The organism is Pseudomonas sp. P9_31 (assembly GCF_034008235.1).
Lineage (GTDB): Bacteria > Pseudomonadota > Gammaproteobacteria > Pseudomonadales > Pseudomonadaceae > Aquipseudomonas.
This window is the reverse complement of record NZ_CP125375.1, coordinates 4,813,219-4,832,933: the sequence shown is the minus strand read 5'-3', so window position 1 is coordinate 4,832,933 and position 19,715 is coordinate 4,813,219. Positions and strand designations below refer to the sequence as shown.

The 19,715-nt window shown below is 60.7% G+C and carries 17 protein-coding genes, 1 tRNA gene and 1 riboswitch; of the genes, 2 read left to right on the top strand and 16 right to left on the bottom strand.

Going from position 1 to position 19,715, the window contains the following annotated elements; genetic code table 11:
- Positions 1-7 precede the first annotated feature (7 nt).
- The 12 genes from QMK51_RS21785 to QMK51_RS21730 form a co-directional block, all read right to left on the bottom strand.
- Positions 8-568: a magnesium transporter gene (locus QMK51_RS21785; RefSeq protein ID WP_320391777.1), complete on the bottom strand. Its 561-nt coding sequence runs from the start codon at positions 566-568 to the stop codon at positions 8-10.
- A gap of 307 nt (positions 569-875) precedes the next feature.
- A tRNA-Gly gene (locus QMK51_RS21780) sits at positions 876-949 on the bottom strand.
- A 180-nt stretch (positions 950-1,129) separates the two neighbouring features.
- Positions 1,130-2,014, bottom strand: coding sequence for an alpha/beta hydrolase (locus QMK51_RS21775; RefSeq protein ID WP_320391775.1), 885 nt, complete (start codon positions 2,012-2,014; stop codon positions 1,130-1,132).
- Between the two features lie 315 nt (positions 2,015-2,329).
- Complete coding sequence (locus QMK51_RS21770; protein ID WP_320391773.1) at positions 2,330-3,022, bottom strand: pseudouridine synthase; 693 nt, start codon at positions 3,020-3,022, stop codon at positions 2,330-2,332.
- Between the two features lie 33 nt (positions 3,023-3,055).
- Complete coding sequence (locus QMK51_RS21765) at positions 3,056-3,274, bottom strand: cysteine-rich CWC family protein (RefSeq protein WP_320391772.1); 219 nt, start codon at positions 3,272-3,274, stop codon at positions 3,056-3,058.
- A 92-nt stretch (positions 3,275-3,366) separates the two neighbouring features.
- Positions 3,367-5,145 (bottom strand): allophanate hydrolase, encoded by a 1,779-nt coding sequence (gene atzF / locus QMK51_RS21760; RefSeq protein WP_320391771.1) that lies wholly within the window; start codon positions 5,143-5,145, stop codon positions 3,367-3,369.
- 24 nt (positions 5,146-5,169) lie between these two features.
- Entirely contained in the window at positions 5,170-8,802 is a 3,633-nt protein-coding gene (gene uca, locus QMK51_RS21755) for an urea carboxylase (protein ID WP_320391769.1), read from the bottom strand.
- A 306-nt stretch (positions 8,803-9,108) separates the two neighbouring features.
- Positions 9,109-9,750: an urea amidolyase associated protein UAAP2 gene (locus tag QMK51_RS21750; protein ID WP_320391768.1), complete on the bottom strand. Its 642-nt coding sequence runs from the start codon at positions 9,748-9,750 to the stop codon at positions 9,109-9,111.
- Positions 9,751-9,761: 11 nt separating this feature from the next.
- The gene (locus tag QMK51_RS21745; protein WP_320391766.1) at positions 9,762-10,487 is read right to left on the bottom strand and encodes an urea amidolyase associated protein UAAP1; all 726 of its coding nucleotides are present in this window, start codon (positions 10,485-10,487) and stop codon (positions 9,762-9,764) included.
- A gap of 12 nt (positions 10,488-10,499) precedes the next feature.
- Complete coding sequence (locus QMK51_RS21740; protein ID WP_320391764.1) at positions 10,500-11,288, bottom strand: ABC transporter ATP-binding protein; 789 nt, start codon at positions 11,286-11,288, stop codon at positions 10,500-10,502.
- Positions 11,285-12,100 (bottom strand): ABC transporter permease, encoded by an 816-nt coding sequence (locus QMK51_RS21735; protein ID WP_320391763.1) that lies wholly within the window; start codon positions 12,098-12,100, stop codon positions 11,285-11,287. The genes QMK51_RS21740 and QMK51_RS21735 overlap by 4 nt, the downstream gene beginning before the upstream one ends.
- Before the next feature lie 17 nt (positions 12,101-12,117).
- Positions 12,118-13,185 (bottom strand): putative urea ABC transporter substrate-binding protein, encoded by a 1,068-nt coding sequence (locus QMK51_RS21730; RefSeq protein ID WP_320391761.1) that lies wholly within the window; start codon positions 13,183-13,185, stop codon positions 12,118-12,120.
- A 62-nt stretch (positions 13,186-13,247) separates the two neighbouring features.
- Positions 13,248-13,348, bottom strand: a riboswitch (guanidine-I (ykkC/yxkD leader).
- A 753-nt stretch (positions 13,349-14,101) separates the two neighbouring features.
- Between QMK51_RS21730 and QMK51_RS21725 the strand changes: the two genes are divergently transcribed.
- Positions 14,102-14,560: a hypothetical protein gene (locus QMK51_RS21725; RefSeq protein WP_320391759.1), complete on the top strand. Its 459-nt coding sequence runs from the start codon at positions 14,102-14,104 to the stop codon at positions 14,558-14,560.
- Between the two features lie 50 nt (positions 14,561-14,610).
- Here QMK51_RS21725 and QMK51_RS21720 read toward each other — a convergent pair whose 3' ends face one another.
- Complete coding sequence (locus tag QMK51_RS21720) at positions 14,611-15,723, bottom strand: enoyl-CoA hydratase/isomerase family protein (RefSeq protein ID WP_320394548.1); 1,113 nt, start codon at positions 15,721-15,723, stop codon at positions 14,611-14,613.
- Positions 15,724-15,855: 132 nt separating this feature from the next.
- Between QMK51_RS21720 and ung the strand changes: the two genes are divergently transcribed.
- Complete coding sequence (gene ung / locus QMK51_RS21715; protein WP_320391757.1) at positions 15,856-16,548, top strand: uracil-DNA glycosylase; 693 nt, start codon at positions 15,856-15,858, stop codon at positions 16,546-16,548.
- 102 nt (positions 16,549-16,650) lie between these two features.
- Here ung and QMK51_RS21710 read toward each other — a convergent pair whose 3' ends face one another.
- The 3 genes from QMK51_RS21710 to QMK51_RS21700 are packed head-to-tail and all read right to left on the bottom strand — an operon-like array spanning position 16,651 to position 19,658.
- Positions 16,651-17,691 (bottom strand): AbrB family transcriptional regulator, encoded by a 1,041-nt coding sequence (locus QMK51_RS21710; protein ID WP_320391755.1) that lies wholly within the window; start codon positions 17,689-17,691, stop codon positions 16,651-16,653.
- On the bottom strand, positions 17,684-19,198 hold the full coding sequence (locus QMK51_RS21705; RefSeq protein WP_019580849.1) for a tripartite tricarboxylate transporter permease: 1,515 nt from the start codon (positions 19,196-19,198) through the stop codon (positions 17,684-17,686). Before QMK51_RS21705 ends, QMK51_RS21710 begins: the two co-directional genes overlap by 8 nt.
- A gap of 1 nt (position 19,199) precedes the next feature.
- Positions 19,200-19,658 (bottom strand): tripartite tricarboxylate transporter TctB family protein, encoded by a 459-nt coding sequence (locus QMK51_RS21700; RefSeq protein WP_258697141.1) that lies wholly within the window; start codon positions 19,656-19,658, stop codon positions 19,200-19,202.
- Positions 19,659-19,715 lie beyond the last annotated feature (57 nt).

The following is a 19,715-nucleotide window of genomic DNA, read 5'->3' as shown; positions in this document are numbered from 1 at the left end:
CCAGGGGCTAACCCGATATCACTCGCTTGAACTGATGCCATTTGTGCTGCCAGGCGACTGTCCAGTGGGGTGCTGCCGCTCCCGTGCCGGCGATCTTCAGCGTTGGATGGTGTTCGATGACCTGGTCCAGTACCAATTCCTGGCTCGGTTCAACATCCACGAAGAAGACATGTTTGCCCTCTTCTACCATCTGTTTAAAGTTGCGGAAGTGAGCATTCGGCACCTGGAACCCGAAAAAACCGCCTTCCCAGATGCAGAAGCCAAATATAACAACGGCCAGGAAGATAAAAGGCACCCAGCCTGCGGCGGATTCGGTCCAGCCCAGCCAATAGGCGCCGCCAAGGACCAGTGCCGCGAGTGGCACACCGATCACTGCACCAATCTCGCCAGAGTGAACAGCATCCTGTTTCATCAGCGAGTTAACCTCGTGGAGGTGATGTTCTTCAACATCAGCCACTTTTTCGCTGAGCACATGAATTTGTTCGGTATTGATGCCGTTGGCTTCCAGTTCATTTTCAACGGCTTCGAGATCGTCGAGATTATCACTGATGTAATAGTGCCGATTCATGCTGCACCTCCCATCTCGTGTTGGCTGTAGCCCTTCTCTGTCCTGCAGCCGTTAACTGAGATTTTCAGTCGGTATCTGTGCCCGTGGGGAACGTTGCACACTTCATGCAATTCGAGAGAAGTATAGCACCCGCTAGCATGTTGAGAGGGAAGCGTCAAGGTATGGAAGGCGCGGATAACGAACGAAATTAGGGATGCCTCAGAGCCCGATTCCACCAAATCCCAGACACAAAAAAACCGACCATCAAAGCCGGTTTTTTCTTTACCTGCATCCCCCGTCAAAAAACGACGTGAGACTGAAATCTGATTGGAGCGGGTGAAGGGAATCGAACCCTCGTTATCAGCTTGGGAAGCTGGAGTAATGCCATTATACGACACCCGCTCAGAGCGGCTGACTTTGTACCAGATGTGAGCGCGGATTTGAAGTTTTTCTTTATGCGCGATGGCTTTAGCACAGGTGAAACGAACCAGAGACCGCTTTGCGGTCTGTCGCGGGCAAGCCTCGCGCCTACAGGAGTGCGTTCAACACGGTAGGGCGGAGCTTGCTCGCGATGACTCTGTTTCAGATTGCCAACGCATGGTGGTCCTGGACGTAGTGGTAACGCGGTCGGCTTTCGAGTTGCGCCGGTTTCAGGAAGCCCAGCAGTGCATTACGGCTGTCTCGGCAGGCGGATTTGTGCTCCATGTCGAGAAAGTGGCCGGTGGCCTGAATAGTGCTGAAGGTGCTGTGCTCCACGTGTCCGGCGAACAGCCTGGCATCGTCGGCGGCGGTGTACTCGTCCCATTCGCCGTTCATGAACAGCACCGGCACATTGATTTTCTTTGCCGCGTTCAGATAGCAGTTGCGGTCGCTGTTGAGCACGTCGCTGATGTGAAAGTGCATCTGCCCGTATTCATGTTCGGCCAACGAACTGACGTGACGGTGGTTGAAGCGCTTGAACAGCGAAGGCAGGTGTTTGCCAATGGTGCTGTTCACCAGATGGCCGACCCGCTCACCGTCACGGCTGCCGAGGTAATCGACACCGCGTTCAAGGTAGTCGAGCATGTGCTCGTTGACCACCGGCGAGAACGAGCTGATCACAGCCTTCTCGATGCGCCGTGGCCGTTGGGCGAGGGCGACGAGCGTGGCAGCGCCACCAAAGGAAAACGACAGCACGTGTTCGGCGGCGAAGTGGTCGATCAGCTCAAGGAGGATCTGCCCTTCGATTTCCTTGGTGAGCATTTTCTCATGCAGGTTGTGCGCTTTTGACTTGCCCGCGTAGGGCTGGTCGTAGCACACCACATTGAACTGCGGATAAAGGTTTTTCACGGTCTGTGCAAACGACGCAGTCGTGGACATCGAGCCGTTGACCAGAATAATGGTCTTCTCTGCGGCGTCTGCGCGATAGAACTCCGTGTAAACCCGATACTGACCCTGTATATCCAGCACAGCGATTTCTGGCCTCATGTCAAAGACTCCTGGCAAGCGGGTATGCGCGCAAATCAGATTGCACGAGCTTTGTGACAGGTAGGCATACGCCTGGAATTTTTGAAGGCCCATGTCGATCCATTGAAGGCCGGTCGACGGGTATTGTTATAAGCGGGCAGTTTGCCGGGGGAATGCGGAACCTGAGGGTTCTCTGCCGGCAAAAAGTTTCTTAGAGTAGTTTTGGTGACTCGTCGGTCACATTTCGCGCCGACGTCCTGATTCAAGCAGGGGTCACGTCATCGCGCAAGTATCTTTCGTAAAATGTTCGACAACTTCTGCTGAGCGGTCGTCTGCTTAGATCAATCGGATCTCTTCATCGCTCAGCGGCCGGTATTCGCCGGGCTTCAACGCGTCGTCGAGCACCAGCGGGCCCATGGATTCGCGGTGCAGGCGCAATACCTTGTTGTCGAAATGGCCGAACATCCGTTTGACCTGATGATAGCGGCCCTCGACGATGCTCAGACGCGCGGATTTTGGCCCGAGGATGACCAGTTCGGCAGGTTGTGTGGTGAGGTCTTCGAAGGCGAAATACAGCCCGTTGGCGAAGGTGATCGCGTATTCGGCAGTGATGTCCTGCTCGGTCTCGACGTAGTAAACCTTGGGCAGTTTGGTTTGCGGTTGGGTCAGGCGTCGCGACCAGGTGCCGTCGTTGGTGATCAGCATCAGGCCGGTGGTGTTGAAGTCCAGGCGACCGGCAATGTGCAGGTCATCCTTGTCCGGTTCATGGATGAGGTCGAGCACCGTCGGGTGTTGCGGGTCGCGGGTGGCGCTGACGCAGCCGGGCGGTTTGTGCAGCATGAAGTAGCGGGCCGGTTTACCGACTTGCAGCACCTCACCGTCAACTTCCACGCGGCTGAACTCGAGCACCTCGGCGTGAGGGTCGCTGACGATGTTTCCGTCGACCCTGATGCGCTTTTCCACCAGCAACAGGCGTACCTGCTTGCGATTGAAGCGGGGCAGGTTGCTGAGAAAGCGGTCAACGCGCATGACTAGGGATCGGTGGGAAAAGGGGGGCGCATCTTACGTGATCGGCCAGGCGGCTGCTTGCAACTGCACCTCGACCAGGGCACAGGCCGGGCACAGGCAGGACTTGTCGCGCAGCTCGGCCGGCAGCGCCTGGAGCACCGCCGGGTCGATGCTGACGCCGTAGCACCAACAGGCACGATCGACGGTTCGCGGGTCAGCCAGGCTGCAGTTGTTGGAGGCGCCGCAGGCCGGGCAGAGGTCAGGCTTATTCATGGGGGGGCGTTCGGTTACGGCCGGTTTGTCTGGCCCGAGACCGCGCATGATCGGCCGGCAAGCACTCCTGCGCAAGCCGGCGACCCTGGAAATCAACGCCGATCTTGCAGATACGCACGCCACCCGCCCAAATGGCTGATATCCACCGCGCCCTCCAGCCCATACGGTTCACAGATAAACCCGCTCTCCCAACGGCCATCCGCCAGTTGCACCTTGCCCAACCCCAGCGGCGCCGCAATGGCGGTCAGGAACGAACCCAGCTCACTGCTCGGCAACTCCCATACTTCCACCGCAATCGCCACGCCACCTTCTTTCACACGGACCATGCCGGGACGATACGGTGGACCGCCGGCCAGGGCATACAGCTGATAGTCGGGAGAGCTGTGAGTCGCTTCGACCAGCCGCGCTCCACGCTGCTTGAGTTGCCAATTCAGCGCCAGCCCATCCAGGTGCGCGCCGCAGACCACCAGCCGTGCGCGATCATTGCGCGCAGCATTCGTCGGCGCAGGCGCGGCCAACCCTTGCTGCCGTTGCAAGGCATCCGCCACGCTCAACAGGTACTGATCGGTAAACGCCCGGCCAAACAGCGTTACGCCCCATGGCAAACCATTGCCCATGAATCCGCTGGGCACGGCGACGGCGGCGTAATCGAGCAGGTTCATGAAGTTGGTGTAGTAGCCCAGTTCCGAGTTGCGCAGCAGCGGTTCGGCTTCCAGTTCCGCCAGTGTCACCGGGCGGCCGATGGTTGGCGTGACCACGCAATCAAGGCCTTCCAGGGCTTTGTCGCACAGCGCCTTCAAGGCTTGCAGACGGTAGTGGGCGCGGAAGGTTTGCACACCGGTCACGGCCGGGGCCTTGGCCAATACGGCGCGAATCACCGGCAGCACGGCTTGAGGATGTTGCTCCATCAATTCGCCGGCCACGCTGTAACGCTCGGCCACCCACGGCCCTTCGTAGAGCAACCGCGCCGCTTCGAGAAACGGCGACAAATCCAGTTCGACCGCTTCGCCGCCCATGGCTCTGAGCTGGTCGATGGCGTCGCCGAACAACAACGGGCCTTCAGGACAGCCGAAGAACGCCAGATCCCGCGCACGGGGTACACCGAAACGGAATGGACGCGGTGTGCCGAAGGCCGAGCCGTCATTCCACAGGGGGTTATTGCGGCTGTATTCGTCCCGTGGATCGGGATGAGCGGTGAGCGCCAGCAACTGGCTGGCCTCCCGGGCCGTGGCCGTAAAAGTCGTGACGCAGTCGAGCGTTCGACAGGCCGGAGCCACACCGGCAGTGGAGATCAGCCCTTTGGTGGCTTTCAAACCGACCAGATTATTCAGTGCCGCCGGCACGCGACCGGAGCCTGCCGTGTCCGTGCCCAGTGAAAAACTTGCCACGCCGAGCGCCACCGCCAGTGAAGACCCGGCGCTGGAACCGCCCGACGGATACTCCGGCAACACGCTGTTCGGGCAAGCGCCGTACGGCGAGCGGCTGCCATTAAGGCCAGTGGCGAACTGGTCGAGATTGGTCTTGCCCAACGGGATCGCGCCCAGCGCCAGCAGCTGCTCGACGATGGTCGCCGAACGTTCCGGCAGGTAGGCAAACGCCGGACACGCCGCCGTGGTGGGGATGCCCGCCAGATCGATATTGTCCTTGATCGCGAACGGTACGCCGTACAGCGGCAGACTGTCTGGGGCACGGCCGTCGAGTGCGGCGAGGTACGGTTCCAGTTCCAGGGCACTGAGCAAATGGATGAACAGATGATAATCCGGGTTCAGTGCCGCGGCTTTTTCCCGCAGGCTCAGCAGCAGTTGCCGAGGCGTAATGCGGCCGTCGCGGTAAGCGTTGCGCAGGGCGTCGAGTTGTAGATTGATGTTCATGGCGTTCATCCTTTTCAAATGGCTTCAGTCGAGTTCCAGTACCACGACACGCTGTCCGGCGCGCACCGCCGAACCCGGTTGCACGCGAATCTCGCGCACCACCCCGGCCATGGGCGCGAGCAGCGGGATTTCCATCTTCATCGACTCCAGAATCACCAGCACATCACCCGCGGCGACCCGGCTGCCAGCCTGCACCTGAACCTGCCAGAGGTTGCCGGCGATGTGGCTGTCGACGCTCTGTTGACCGTCGGCTAACGGCGCCTCTTCGGTCACTTCCGGGGCCAGTTCTTCACTGTCGAAATGCGCCTGGCCGCTGGCGATCCAGCGCTCGCGTTCGGCGTTGAACGCGCTTTTTTGCTGATCCCGAAATGCCGCGATGCTCTGTGCTTCTTTGGCCAAAAACGCCTGGTAATCCGCCAGATTCAGCTGACTGTGTTCGATGTTCAGATCGAAGCGCCCAAGCGGGAAATCCCGACGAATACGCAGCAGTTCATCGGCGCTCACCGGGTAGAAGCGGATCTGGTCGAAGAAGCGCAGCAGCCAAGGTTTACCGTCGAACGCGGCGACTTCGCGGTAGCGATTCCACATCTGCAATGTGCGACCGACGAACTGATAACCACCGGGGCCTTCCATGCCGTACACGCACATATAGGCGCCGCCGATGCCTACCGAGTTTTCCGCGGTCCAGGTGCGGGCCGGGTTGTATTTGGTGGTCACCAGGCGATGCCGCGGATCAAGCGGGGTGGCGACCGGTGCGCCGAGGTAGACATCGCCCAGGCCCATCACCAGATAACTGGCGTCGAACACGGTGCGTTGCACTTCGTCGAGGTTCGGCAGGTCGTTGATGCGGCGGATGAACTCCAGATTGCTCGGGCACCAGGGCGCGTCCTTGCGCACAGTGGTCATGTATTTCTCGATGGCCAATTGGCAGGCCGGGTCATCCCAGGACAGCGGCAAATGGACGATGCGCGAGGGCACTTGCAAGTTCTTGGTGGCGCACACGGCGTCCCATTCACCGGCGACAATGCCCAGCAGATCGGCCAGCGGCAGTTGTTCGGGTTGGTAGTGCACTTGCAGCGAGCGGATGCCCGGTGTCAGGTCGATCACGCCGTGCAGGTGTTTGCTTTCCAATGCCTGCATCAACGCGTGAGCGCGAAAGCGCAGGACCAGGTCCAGTTCGGGGGCACCGATTTCCAATAACAAATGAGTGTCGCCCGACAGACGTGCAACCAGCCGCGTATCCCCCTGACCAATATCCAACACCACAGGCGACGCAATCCTCTGTGGGAGCGAGCCTGCTCGCGATGGGGCCAGATCAGACACCGCATCAACTTCATCGCGAGCAGGCTCGCTCCCACAGGAATCCCATTTCAAGGCGAGTTGGCGGGCGGTTTTCAGGTCGACTGGGTGAAACTGAACTTTGTCCCCAGCCTTGAGCTGCCCCAACTGCCAAAGGTCCGCCTCGATCACCGTCACCGGGCAGACAAACCCACCGAGGCTCGGGCCATCGGGGCCGAGGATCACCGGCATGTCACCGGTGAAATCCACCGCGCCAATCGCGTACGGATTGTCATGAATGTTCGACGGGTGCAACCCGGCTTCGCCACCGTCGGCCCGCACCCATTCAGGCTTCGGCCCGATCAATCGCACACCGGTGCGGCTGGAGTTGAAATGCACTTCCCATTGAGTGGCGAAGAAGGTGCCGATGTAGTGTTCGGTGAAGTATTCCGGCGCGCCATGCGGGCCGTAGATCACCCGGATTTGCCGCACGGCCGGTAACTCGCTGACCTGTTCTTCAGGCAATTGAACATCCGCGCTACGGTCGATCAAGGCTGGCACATGCAACACGTCCCCGGCACGCAACGCACGACCGCTATGGCCACCGAACTGGCCGAGGGTGAAGGTACTTTTGCTGCCCAGATAATCCGGAATTTGCAGGCCGCCGCGCAGGCACAGATAGCTGCGCGCGCCTGCGCCGCCTATGGTGCCGAGGCTCAAAGTGGCACCGGCAGGAATCAACAGTGCGGTATTCATCGGCACCGCTTCACCGTTCAGCATCACCGCAATCACCGCACCCGTGACGGCCACCACCGAATCACAATTGAAGCGCAACAACGGCCCGCTCATGGTGATTTCCAGCGCCGCTGCACCGTCATCGTTACCCAGCAAGCGATTGCCCAGACGCAGCGCCCGGCTGTCCATCGGCCCCGACGGCGGCACGCCCACCGCCCAGTAACCGAGGCGTCCCGGATAGTCCTGAACGCTGGTCTGCGTGCCGGCGCTGAGCACTTCAAAGGTGTTGGCTTGATAGATCAGGCCTTCCAGGCAACGGGTCCACGGCTGGCTGCTGGCAAAGGGTGTATCGAGCAGAATCTGCCGCAGGTAATTGCGGTTGGTTTCCACCCCGTATAACAGGCTGTCGCCCAGGGCCTGATGCAGATCGACACGGGCTGCTTCGCGAGTCGGCGCCCAACTGATGACCTTGGCAATCATCGGATCGAAGTACGGCGGGATCTCGCAACCGGCCTCGACCCACGTGTCGATGCGCAGGTGTTGGCCATCGGCGGTGGGGAAATTTACAGCGGTCAGCAGGCCGGGACTTGGTTGAAAGTCCCGCCCCGGATCTTCGGCGTAGAGCCGTGCCTGAATCGCGTGGCCGTCGGCTTTCAAGCTTTGGCTCAATGTGTTCAATGGCGGTAAATCTCCGGCCGCCAGTTCCACCATCCAGCGCACCAGGTCCACGCCCCACACTTGTTCAGTGACGCCGTGTTCCACCTGCAAGCGGGTATTCACTTCAAGAAAGTAGAAACGCTGGGTATCGCTGTCGAAGACGAATTCCACGGTGCCGGCGCTGCGGTAATTCACTGCCTTGGCGAGTTTGATCGCAGCAAGGCAGAGCGCTTCGGCCATGCCGTCGGGCAGGTTGGGGGCCGGGGTTTCTTCGAGGACTTTCTGGTTGCGCCGCTGCACCGAACAGTCGCGCACGCCGAGGGTAATCACCTCGCCTTGGCCGTCGCCGAACACCTGCACTTCCAGATGCCGGGCGCGCTGGATGTATTTCTCGATGAACACGCCGGCGTCGCTGAAGTTGTTCTGACCGAGGCGTTTGACCGCTTCGAAGGATTCGCTCAATTCAGTAGCACTGCGGCATACGCGCATGCCGATGCCGCCACCGCCGGCGGTGCTTTTGAGCATCACCGGGTAGCCGACCTGTTCGCCGGCGATCAGGGCTGCGTCGAGGCTGTCGAGCAGTTCGGTGCCTTCGAGCATCGGTACACCGTTTTGTTTGGCTAAAGCGCGGGCGGTGTGCTTGAGGCCGAAGACGCGCAGCTGTTCCGGCGTGGGGCCGATGAAGGCGATGCCAACGGCTTCGCAGGCTTCAGCGAATGCGGCGTTTTCCGAGAGGAAGCCGTAGCCGGGATGGATCGCCGTAGCGCCGGTGGATGTGGCGATGGCGAGGATTTTGTCCACGGCCAGGTAAGTGCCGGCTGCCGCGCCTTCGCCCAGCCCATGGGCTTCATCGGCTTGCAGGATGTGCAGGCTGGCGGCGTCGGCTTGGGAGTAAACCGCGACGCCCTTGACCTGCAACTCTCGCAGGGTACGCAGGATGCGGCAGGCAATGGCGCCACGGTTGGCGATCAGGACTTTTTCGAACATGGCATAACCCCTGGAGGCGATGGCGCATCAGCCTCGACCTGGGATGCGGGCCGTCCCGCAGTTTTTCGATAGGCGCCGAGGTCGTCCCCGGCGGCAGAATCAGTTCACGTCAAAACGCCACCGAACCCCTGTGGGAGCGAGCCTGCTCGCGATAGCGGTGTATCAGTCGACATCAATGGTGAATGTGCTGACGCCATCGCGAGCAGGCTCGCTCCCACATTGGATTGAGGGTGTTCTTCTATTTGAGGCACTGCCCGGAGCGAGCCTGGCACAGGGCAAACAACCACCGCCGCAAACGCGCGAGTTTCAGTTCCATACCAGTAGCTCCGCAGGGGTGGGGTTGTAGGCGTTGCACGGGTTGTTCAGTTGCGGGCAGTTGGAGATCAGCACGATCACGTCCATCTCGGCCCGCAGGTCGACGTATTTGCCCAGCGCCGAAATCCCGTCTTCGAAGGTCAGGCCGCCGTCGGCCGTCACTGGCACGTTCATGAAGAAATTGATGTTCGGCCCGATGTCGCCCTTGCCCAGCCGACCGTCGTGGACGCAGGCGCGCAGGTAGTTGTCGCGGCAGCTGTGCATGTAGCGTTTCTCCAGCGCATACCGCACGGTGTTGCTCTCCTGGGCGCAGGCGCCGCCGAGGGTGTCATGACGGCCGCACGTGTCTTCGACGATGGTCAGCATGGGCTTGCCGAGGTTGGAATAGAGCACGCTGCCGGTGCTCAGGTAGACGCTGTTCTGCCGACGCAACGTGCGCTGCACGTCATAGCGCTCCTTTGGATTGGCGAGGCTGTAGAACAGAGTGTCGACCGCCTGATTGCCTTCCAGGTCGAGGATACGCAGGGTCTGGCCGGCCTTGACCTCCATCAGCCAGGGTTCACCGGCGGAGACGGTGGCGCGGTAGACCGCAGCTTCTGGTTGCTTGTGAATAGTAGCGATTGCGAGTGACATGGCAGCGATCCTCAGGCGAACAGACGGTCGGTGTTGATGAAGCCACGCTCGTTTTCCGGGCGCGAGGTGCGGCAGTGTTCGGCGACACTGGCATCGGCGTTCATCCAGCTGAGCTTCAGCGGTTTCGGTGCGTATTCCGGCGAAGGGTCCATCGGGTGTTGCAGCGCGGTGAGCACCACCAGAGTGTCCATCGGTGCGTACAACTCGATGTAATCACCGGCCTTGGAGTGGCCTTCGACGAAGTGGAAACCCCCGACTTCATCGACGTTCACACGGCTGAACAGGTTGAGGGTCATCAACAGGTCGGACAGGCCCAACCCCCACTTGCCTAACTCCACCAACAGGTTGTCGGTGCCGTTGCGGAAGAAGCCATTGCGCAGTTCCTGATAGCGGCCCGCGCCGTACTTTTGCGCGACCTCTTCAGCACACAGCACGCCGCCGAGGCTGTCGCTCCAGCCGCAGGTGTCGGCGGTGATGGCGGCCAATACCCGGCCCATGTCCGAGTACAGGCAATGGCCGGTGGTGAGCTTGGCGGTGTGTTGACATTTGAGGCTGTCGGGCAGGTTCAAGCGTTCGGTTTTTTCGTTGGCGTTGAGCAGCGTCAGGCTGACGTTGGCACCGCCGCGCAGGTCGGTCAGGCGCAGCAATTGGCCGCGTTTCAGAACGAAAGAACGATGGCCACCGCCGGGGAGCATTTCTTCGGCGAACGGCGGGAACAGTTGGGTCGAATCAGTCATGTGTAAATGCCTCTAAGCGATGCGAAGCGTGCCTGCCAGCGTTGCCGGCAGGGCGTCGACGGCGGCGCGATGGGTGCGGCGGTCGCTGTTCAAAGGGATGTCGTAGGTGATGCGTGCGCCATAGGCGCCGGGGGCGTGCGGGTCGAGGCGGACTTTGTCGAACACCAGCAAGCGGGTGCCGAGGCTGAAACCTTCGGACAGGTCATGGGTGACCATGAACACCGTCAGTTGCGTCTCGCGCCACAGCTCCAGCAGCAGGCCGTGCATGTCCTTGCGGATGCCCGGATCGAGCGCGCCGAACGGTTCGTCGAGCAGCAATACTCGCGGTTTCATGATCAATGCCTGAGCGATTGCCAGCCGTTGTTGCATACCGCCGGAGAGCTGCGCCGGGTACTTGTCCAGCGAGTGTCCGAGGCCGACTTTGTGCAGCAAGACCGAGGCTTGTTCTTGCGCGTCTTTTTTCGAGCTGCCGAACAACCGGCCCAGCAACGGGGAGCGGGGCAGTTCGAGGCCCAGGGCGACGTTGTCCAGAACCGTCAGGTGCGGGAACACCGAGTAGCGCTGGAATACCACGCCACGGCTGGCATCCGGTTCGCTGGCCAGGGCTTGGCCGTCCAACAGAATCTCGCCGCGACTGGCCCGTTCCTGGCCCAGCAGTAGCCGCAGGAATGTCGATTTGCCGCAACCGGACGCGCCGACCAAGGTGCAGAACTCACCCTCGTTGACGTTCAGGTTCAGACCTTCGAGCACTACCTGATCGGCGTATTGCTGCCAGACGTTTTTTACCGTGATGAAGCTCATGCGCGGGCCCCCTCGTACCAAGGAAAGGCGCGCTGGGTCAGGCGCTTGAGGCCCCAGTCCATCAGCCAGGCGAGCAGGGTGATCCAGACCACGTAGGGCAGGATTACGTCCATCGCCAGGTAACGACGCACCAGGAAAATCCGGTAGCCGAGACCGTCGGTCGACGCGATGGCTTCGGCAGCGATAAGAAACAACCACGCCGAGCCGAGCATCAACCGCAGCGAGATCAGCAGACGCGGCAGCAATTGCGGCAGCACCACCCGCAACATCAAGGTCCAGGTCGACGCGCCAAGCGTCTGCGCCTTGATCAGCAACTCGACGGGAATTTCCCGGGCACGCTGTTCCAGGTCCCGGGCCAGGCAGGGGGTGATACCAATCACGATCAGCATCACTTTCGACAACTCCCCCAGCCCGAAAACGATGAACAGAATCGGCAGGATCGCCAGCGGCGGCACCATCGACAGCACCGTCAGCACCGGCGACAGTGGTGCGCCAAACAGCGGCAGGGTCCCGGCGGCGATGCCCAGGCACAGCCCGGCCAACGCACTGATGCCGAGGCCGATGGCCAGCCGTCGCAGGCTGGCGACGCTGTCTTGCCAGAGCAGGTACTCACCGGTGCGGGTGTCGGCGGTGAAGGCCAGGCGTTTCACCGCGTCGGTCATCTGCACGGCACTGGGCAGCAGTTTGTCGTTGGGGTTGTCCATCAGCCGCTCGGCCGAGCCCATGAAGTAGGCGAACAGCACCAGGGCGAACGGCAGGATCACCAACAACAGGCGACTCGGGCGATCCGGGTGGCGATTGATCAGGCGCATGGCCTCGTCCTCCGTTGTTACAACTTGGCGTCGGCAGCCATCTGCACGTAGCTCGGGTCGAAGCGCAGTTTGAGGTTGGCCTTGTCGCCGCTGGTCACGCCATTGGCGAAGGCCATGCCGATGGCGCTGGTGTCCTTGGCGCCTTCACCCAGCAAGCCGTGCTGGAAGGAAAACTCGGCGACTTTGCGCATGGTGTCGGGCAGTTGTTTGCTGGTGGAGAACTCCAACGCCTCTTTCGGTGTGGTGAACAATTTGGTGGTGTCGAGTTGCGCCTGGAAACCCGCCAGGTCAGTGCCCGAGGCTTTGGCCATGTGTTCGAGGGCGGATTTGCTGGCGGCGTTTTTCGCGTTCATCAACTCGACCACTTCGAACCAGGCGCCGGTCAGGGCTTTGCCCAGGGCCGGGTTGTCTTTGAGGGTGGCGCTGTTGACCACCATCATGTCCATGATTTCGCCGGGAACCTGGCTGGAGTTGAAGACTTCGGTCACGCCAGGCTTGGCCTTGATGTCCGAGAGCATCGGGTTCCAGGTGGTGACAGCGTTGACCTGTTCAGTGTTGAAGGCAGCCGAGATATCGGCATCGGAGGTGTTGACCACTTTCAGGTCTTTCTCTGTGAGGTCTACCGAGTCTAGAGCGCGGGCCAACAGATAATGGGAGACGGACAGCTCAACCAGGTTGACGTCCATGCCCTTGAGGTCGGCGACTTTCTTGCCTTCGCCTTTGAGCACGATGCCATCGTTGCCATTGGAGAAGTCGCTGACGATCAGCGCCGTGCTGTCGACGCCACCGGCAGCCGGAATGGTCAGCGCATCCATGTTGGTCATGGTGCAGCCGTCGAACTGGCCGGCGGTGTATTGGTTGATGGATTCGACGTAATCGTTGAGCTGCACCACATCGATTTTGATGCCGTATTTTTTCGCCCATTTGTCGACGATGCCTTGGCTGCCAGCGTATTCCCACGGCATCCATCCGGCATAAATAGTCCAGCAAACGCTGAAATGGTCTTTCTGTGCGGCCTGGGACGAGACGCTCACCAGGGCTGCAAAAGCAGCGGCGAGCAGGGCGGGTAAACGAAGTCGGGACATGGGGTGGTTCTCCAGTTGATCAAGGGCGGACAGGAAGGCAGCGGCACCGCGAACGGTGGCTTGTCTCCCGGGCTTTTGTCCCGCCGTGTAACCTCAACTGGAGGTCGCCAACTCTCGGACCAGCCACTCGCGATTGCGAGCCGGAACCCTAGTCAGCCATTGCAAATTGTGGTGCCGCGAACCTGTGATGACTCCTGCACGTCTTTGGTTAAGCGAGAGCCGTGCCAAGTTGGCTTGAGGCCTCTGTCTGGCGGCATGGAGGAAAGGGGAGAGATAGACGAGCGGCATCTCCTGCCTTGTCATGGTGCGTTGGCGCATGTCTATGCACCGTAGGTGGACGGATTTGGCCGCTGATCCGAGAGGCCGGCGACATCTGGCACTCGGGTCCGGTTTGAAAGTCAAAACAGGTGTCGGTCGGTCTATGCCGGCTGCTGCGGGTCTTCCAGGAGGCCGCCATGCTCTGTCGAAAAAAGCTCCGCCAAATACTGCTCAGTGTGTGTTTTGGTTTGGGTCTGTCCGGGTGTTACTACTACGTAGGTCCTGCCGATGTTTACCCGGCACCTTATTACTACCCCGGCTACTACTCGCCTTACTACTACGGTGGCTATTACGGCCCGCGTTACTACGGTGGCTATCGCTACCATTACTATGATGGACATGGACCCAGTCATTACCGCGGTGGATACAATCGCGGGCACCATTAATCAGCTCATGAATGCAGCGGCGCGTCCGGTTTACGGACGCGTCGTTTTCTTATGGGATAGATGAAAAACCTTTCATCGGCTACTTGTTTCAACGTGTTGCAGGAACGCACCAGATTCCGATTTCAGTGTCTGATCTTTCGACAGTCGCCGAACAATTGACTGTCGCCTGCCAGCGTCGCTGGTGTGGCTCACTCGCGGTCCAGGAGGCCGCTATGTATCGCCGAATTCTTCTGATTGTTGTATTGGGATTGTCTCTTGGCGCGTGCGTGCCCTATTCCGATGAAGGAGATAGCTACTACCGTTCCGAGGTCTACACATCCCCTGCGCCGTATTACTCCGGTGGCGGGTCTTATTACTCCAACGATGGTTACTACACAGCCCCGCGCAGGTATTACTCACCGCCTGCACGGTATTACCAGCCATCGCCGCGTTATTACCACCAGCCGCGGGTTTATCAACCGGCTCCACGCTACTACCAGCCGGCGCCACGGGCAGACTATCGTGGCCACCAGAATGGCGGATGGGACCGTCATGACCGCGGCGATTGGGACGGCCGGAACCGGGGTGGTCGGGGCGATGACTATCGAGGCCACAGCGGGCGGGATCACCGTGACGGAAGAGGCGATAACCACGATCGCGGCGATAACGATGGCCGAGGCGGCCGCCGTTAATCCTCCACAAAAAAGCGGCGCATGAAGCGCCGCTTTTTTATGCCCGCCATTCAGTATTCCGACAGATCGGCCAGAGGGTGTCGACCTTCCCAGACCTTGCGAAAATGCGCTTCCACCACCGTATCCGGCACCGTGTTGATATCCGGCCAGTGCCAGTGAGGTTTCTGGTCCTTGTCGATCAACCGCGCACGCACGCCCTCGCTGAACTCCGGATGACGGCAGCAATTGAGGCTCATGGTGTATTCCATCTGAAAGACTTGAGCCAGCGACAGGTGGCGGGCGCGAGCGATCTGCTCCCACACCAGATGAGCGGTCAACGGTGAGCCTTCAGTCAGAGTCCTGGCGGCACGGCTGAGCAGCAGATCGGGGTGATCGCGCAGCGCACTGACGGCCTTCCAGGCGCAACGGACATCGCTGACATCCAGCAGCTCGTCAATCTGCTGGCGTCGTGGCAACCACTGCGCTTCGGGCATTTTTACGAGCGCTTCCTGCTGCAAGGCCTTGAGCAGACTGTTGAGCTGCATGGCTGTCTGTTCCTGCCAGTTCAATTGCAGCAAGCCTTCGATCAGTTGTTGCTGTTGTTCATCGCGCAAAAAACGGTCAGCCAGGTCCAGATCGATCGCATCACGACCGTTTATCTGGGCGCCAGTCAGGCCGAGAAACAACCCGAGCTTGCCGGGCAACCGCGACAGAAACCAACTGGCGCCGACGTCCGGGTACAAGCCGATGCCGATCTCCGGCATCGCCAACCGGCTGCTCGGCGTGACAATCCGAATGCTTGCCCCTTGCAGCAGTCCCATGCCGCCGCCGAGCACATAACCATGCCCCCAACAGATCAACGGTTTCGGGTAGGTGTGCAGATTGAAGTCGAGGCGATATTCTGCCGCAAAGAAGTGTGCAGCCAGGGGCGGCACTTCTCCGGGATGCGCGCGACACGCCTCCACCAGACTGCGCACTTCACCGCCGGCGCAAAAAGCCTTGGGGCCATTGCCGCGTAGCAGCACGCAAACGATCTGTGGTTCCTTGGCCCAGGCATCCAGTTGATCGCGCAAGGCGTTGATCATCGGCAAAGAGAGGGCGTTGAGGGACTTTTCGGCATCCAGGCTGGCGATGCCGATGCGTGCGCCGTCGGTGCCGGTGAGTTCTTCGAAGTGCAGATTCATCATGACCTCGATCGGGAATTTGAGCGTTCAGTATGATCGCTCTATAGGAAAGTGCCGTATCTGCGTCAGATCAATTGACAAGGGAGATAGGGTTTCCTAGGGTTCGCCCCATTGTTTTTGCCGGATGTAACCATGACTGCTGACGACCGTATCAAACTCGAACCGAGCTGGAAGGAGGCCCTGCGTGCCGAATTCGACCAGCCTTACATGGCAGAGTTGCGCACATTCCTGCAGCAGGAGCGCGCGGCGGGCAAGGAGATCTATCCGCCAGGGCCGTTGATTTTCAACGCACTCAATTCCACGCCGCTGGACAAGGTCAAGGTCGTCATTCTTGGTCAGGACCCTTATCACGGCCCGGGCCAGGCCCATGGGTTGTGCTTCTCGGTGCAACCGGGCGTGCCCGCTCCGCCGTCGCTGGTGAACATCTATAAAGAGTTGAAACGCGATCTGAACATCGACATCCCCAACCACGGCTACCTGCAGAGTTGGGCAGAGCAGGGCGTGTTGATGCTCAACACCACCATGACCGTGGAGCGCGCGAATGCCAACGCCCATGCGGGCAAGGGCTGGCAGTACTTTACCGACCGGATTATCGAAGTGGTCAGCGAGCACCAGCCCCATCTGGTGTTCCTGCTGTGGGGCGCGCATGCCCAGAGCAAGCAGAAACTCATCGACGCCACCAAACACCTGGTGCTGACCTCGGTCCATCCGTCACCGCTGTCCGCTTATCGCGGTTTCCTTGGCTGCGGGCATTTCAGTCGGGTGAACAAGTTTCTGGAGCAGAATGGCGAGACGCCGATCGAGTGGCGGTTGCCGTCGGTCTGATGTGTTGACCGGGAGGGCCCTATCGCGGGCAAGCCCGCTCCCACAAGGACTGCGCGGCCCCTGTGGGAGCGGGCTTGCCCGCGATGAAAGCGACTCGGTCTATCAGGGAGAATCCGGCTCCCGGTTCCAATACCGAAACAACGGCTCTGCCAGAAACAATACAAACAACAACCGCATCACCTGCATCGCCGTCACCAGCGGCACCGACAATTGCAGGGTCTCCGCCGTCAAACTCATCTCGGCAATCCCTCCGGGCATCATGCCCAGCGTCAGCGAGCGCAGATCCAGATGGGTCAGCGCGCTCAACCCCAGCGCCGCCAATGTGGCGATCAACATGGTCAACGCCGTGCCGATCAGGGTGCGGCCCATGAAGGACGGTGCCCGCCGGAAGAACTGCCGATTGAAGTGGCAACCCAACCCGCTACCGATCAGCCACTGGCCGATCTGGCTGCCGCCGTTGGGCAGTCCGATGTGCAGGTCCCAACCAATACTCATCGCCGCACTTACCAGCAGTGGCCCGAACAACCACGGATTGGGTTGACGCAGGCGCTCCCAGATCCAGGCGGCCAGGGCGCCCGCCGGGAACAGAAGGGCCAGCCACCACCCGTTGACGGTCGATGGATGCAAGACCAGCGCACCGCCGCCCAACAGATACTTGAATGCCGCCGGGACACACAGCACCACCACCAACACCCGCAGGCTTTGTCCCGCCGCGACACGGCTGAGCACCGCGCCGTTGCGGGCGCCGAGGTTGACCATCTCCCCGGAACCGCCGGGCATGCTGGAAAAGAACGCCGTGGCGCGATCTTCGCCAGTACGCCGCATCAACCAGACCCCGACCACCGCGGACAGGCTGGTGACCAACGCTCCGAAGAAGATCAGACCGAAGTGGCTCAGCACCTGCTCCATCACCACCGGAGTGAAGTGCAGGCCGATGCCGATACCGACGACCCACTGGCCGCACTTGCGGCCGCCAGGGATTTCCGCCAGTTGCCAGGGGGTCAGGCAGCGCACCAGGATGATCGCCAGCAACGAGCCGACCATCCACGGCAGCGGCCAGCCGATCTGGCTGGCGAGGTAACCGCCCAGCAGACCGACCAGCGGTGTTCCCCACCAGGCTTTGAAAGGTGTTCGATCAGACATCGGCAATAGCGCGCCGGGCGACCGAACGTTTGCGCCAGATGCGCAGCAGTGGCATCAGCAACATGATTGCAGTCAGCACCCAGCAACCGAACGTGATCGGGCTCGACCAGAGGATTTCCAGTGCACCGTTGGAGATCGACAGCGCGCGACGCAGGTTCTGTTCCATCAGACCGCCCAGGATGAAGCCCAGCAGTACCGGCGACAACGGGAAGTCCAGCTTGCGCAGGATGTAGCCGAAGATACCGATGCCGATCATCAGGAACAGGTCGAAGGTTGTAGCGTGTACTGCGTAGACGCCGATCCCGGTGATGATCGCGATCACCGGCACCAGTGCCCAGTTCGGCACGGCAAGGATGCGGGTGAAGATGCGGATCATCGGAATGTTGAGGATCACCAGCATCACGTTGGCGACGAACAACGACGCGATCAGGCCCCAGACGATGTCCGGTTGCTGTTGGAACAACAGCGGGCCCGGGGTGATGTTGTACAGCGACAGCGCGCCGATCATCACTGCCGTGGTACCCGAACCCGGAACACCAAGAGTCAGCATCGGTACCAGTGCGCCGCAGGCGGCGCCACCGATGGCAGTTTCCGGAGCCGCGAGGCCACGCATGTCGCCTTGTCCGAACGTGCCCTTGGCGCCGGCGATACGTTTCTCGGTCATGTAAGCCACTGCGCTGGCCAGCGTCGCGCCGGCACCCGGCAACACGCCCATGATGAAACCCAGCAAACCGCAACGGACGTTCACCACGAACACCGCCGAGGCTTCCTTGAAGTTGAACATCATGCGCCCGGTGGCTTTCACCGCTTCCTGGCCTCGGTGGGTTTTCTCCAGCAGCAGGAGGATTTCGCTGATAGAGAACAGGCCCAATACCAGCACGACGAACTGAATGCCGTCAGTCAGATGAATGTTATCCCCGGTGAAACGGTATACGCCGCTGTTGGCGTCGATCCCGACGCTCGACAGAAACAGACCGATCAGCGCAGCAATGAAAGTCTTGAGCGGTCGATCACCGGCCATGCCGCCGAGACAGACAATCGCAAACACCATCAGCACGAAATATTCCGCCGGTCCGAAGGCAATCGCCCATTTCGCCAGCAGCGGGGCGAACAGCACCATGCCGCAAGTCGCGATGAACGCGCCGATGAACGAACTCCACGCCGACAACGACAGCGCTACACCGGCCAGGCCTTTGCGGGCCATCGGGTAACCGTCGAGGGTGGTCATGACGGTGGAGGCTTCGCCTGGAATGTTCAGCAGGATCGAGCTGATCCGGCCACCGTATTCGCAACCCAGGTACACCGCCGCCAGCAGGATCAGCGCCGACTCCGGTGGCAGGCCGAGGGCGAATGCGATCGGAATCAGCAACGCCACGCCGTTGATCGGCCCCAGCCCCGGCAACAGCCCGACGACGGTGCCGATCAGGGTGCCGCACAGCGCGGTCACCAGGTTGTACGGGCTCAGCGCAACGCCGAAACCCTGACCCAAATAGCCAAGAGTATCCATGTCAGTTCTCCAGAACGTCGAGCACGCCCAACGGCAGTGGCACGTCCATCAACTTGTCGAACAGCAGATAAAGACCGATGGCCATCAGGCTGATGATCACTGCGCTGGGCAGCCAGCGGCCGCCATACAGGCGTGCCATCGGGACCCCGATCAGAATGCTGGCGACGATGAAGCCAAGAGGTTCGAAGGCCCCGGCGAACACCAGCAACAGCAGCACGCAGAGGCCGATTTTGGTCAGGGTTTCGCGGTCCAGTTTCGGGTCGTCATCGCTGTGCACGATCGGCGCTGGCCGAAACACCATGTACAGCAAAGCCAGGCCCATCAGGCCGAGCATCAGCAGGGGGAAGGCGCGAGGCCCGACCGGTTCGTAGGAAAAAGCCGCTTGATACGGCCACGCCATCAGCGCCAGGCCGACACAGGCCAGCAACAGCACCGAAGCGAAAATGCGTTGTATGAGCATGCGGAACTCCTGGGCCACGACCCCGAGAACCGGGGCCGCAGCCGCTAGACAGAGGCG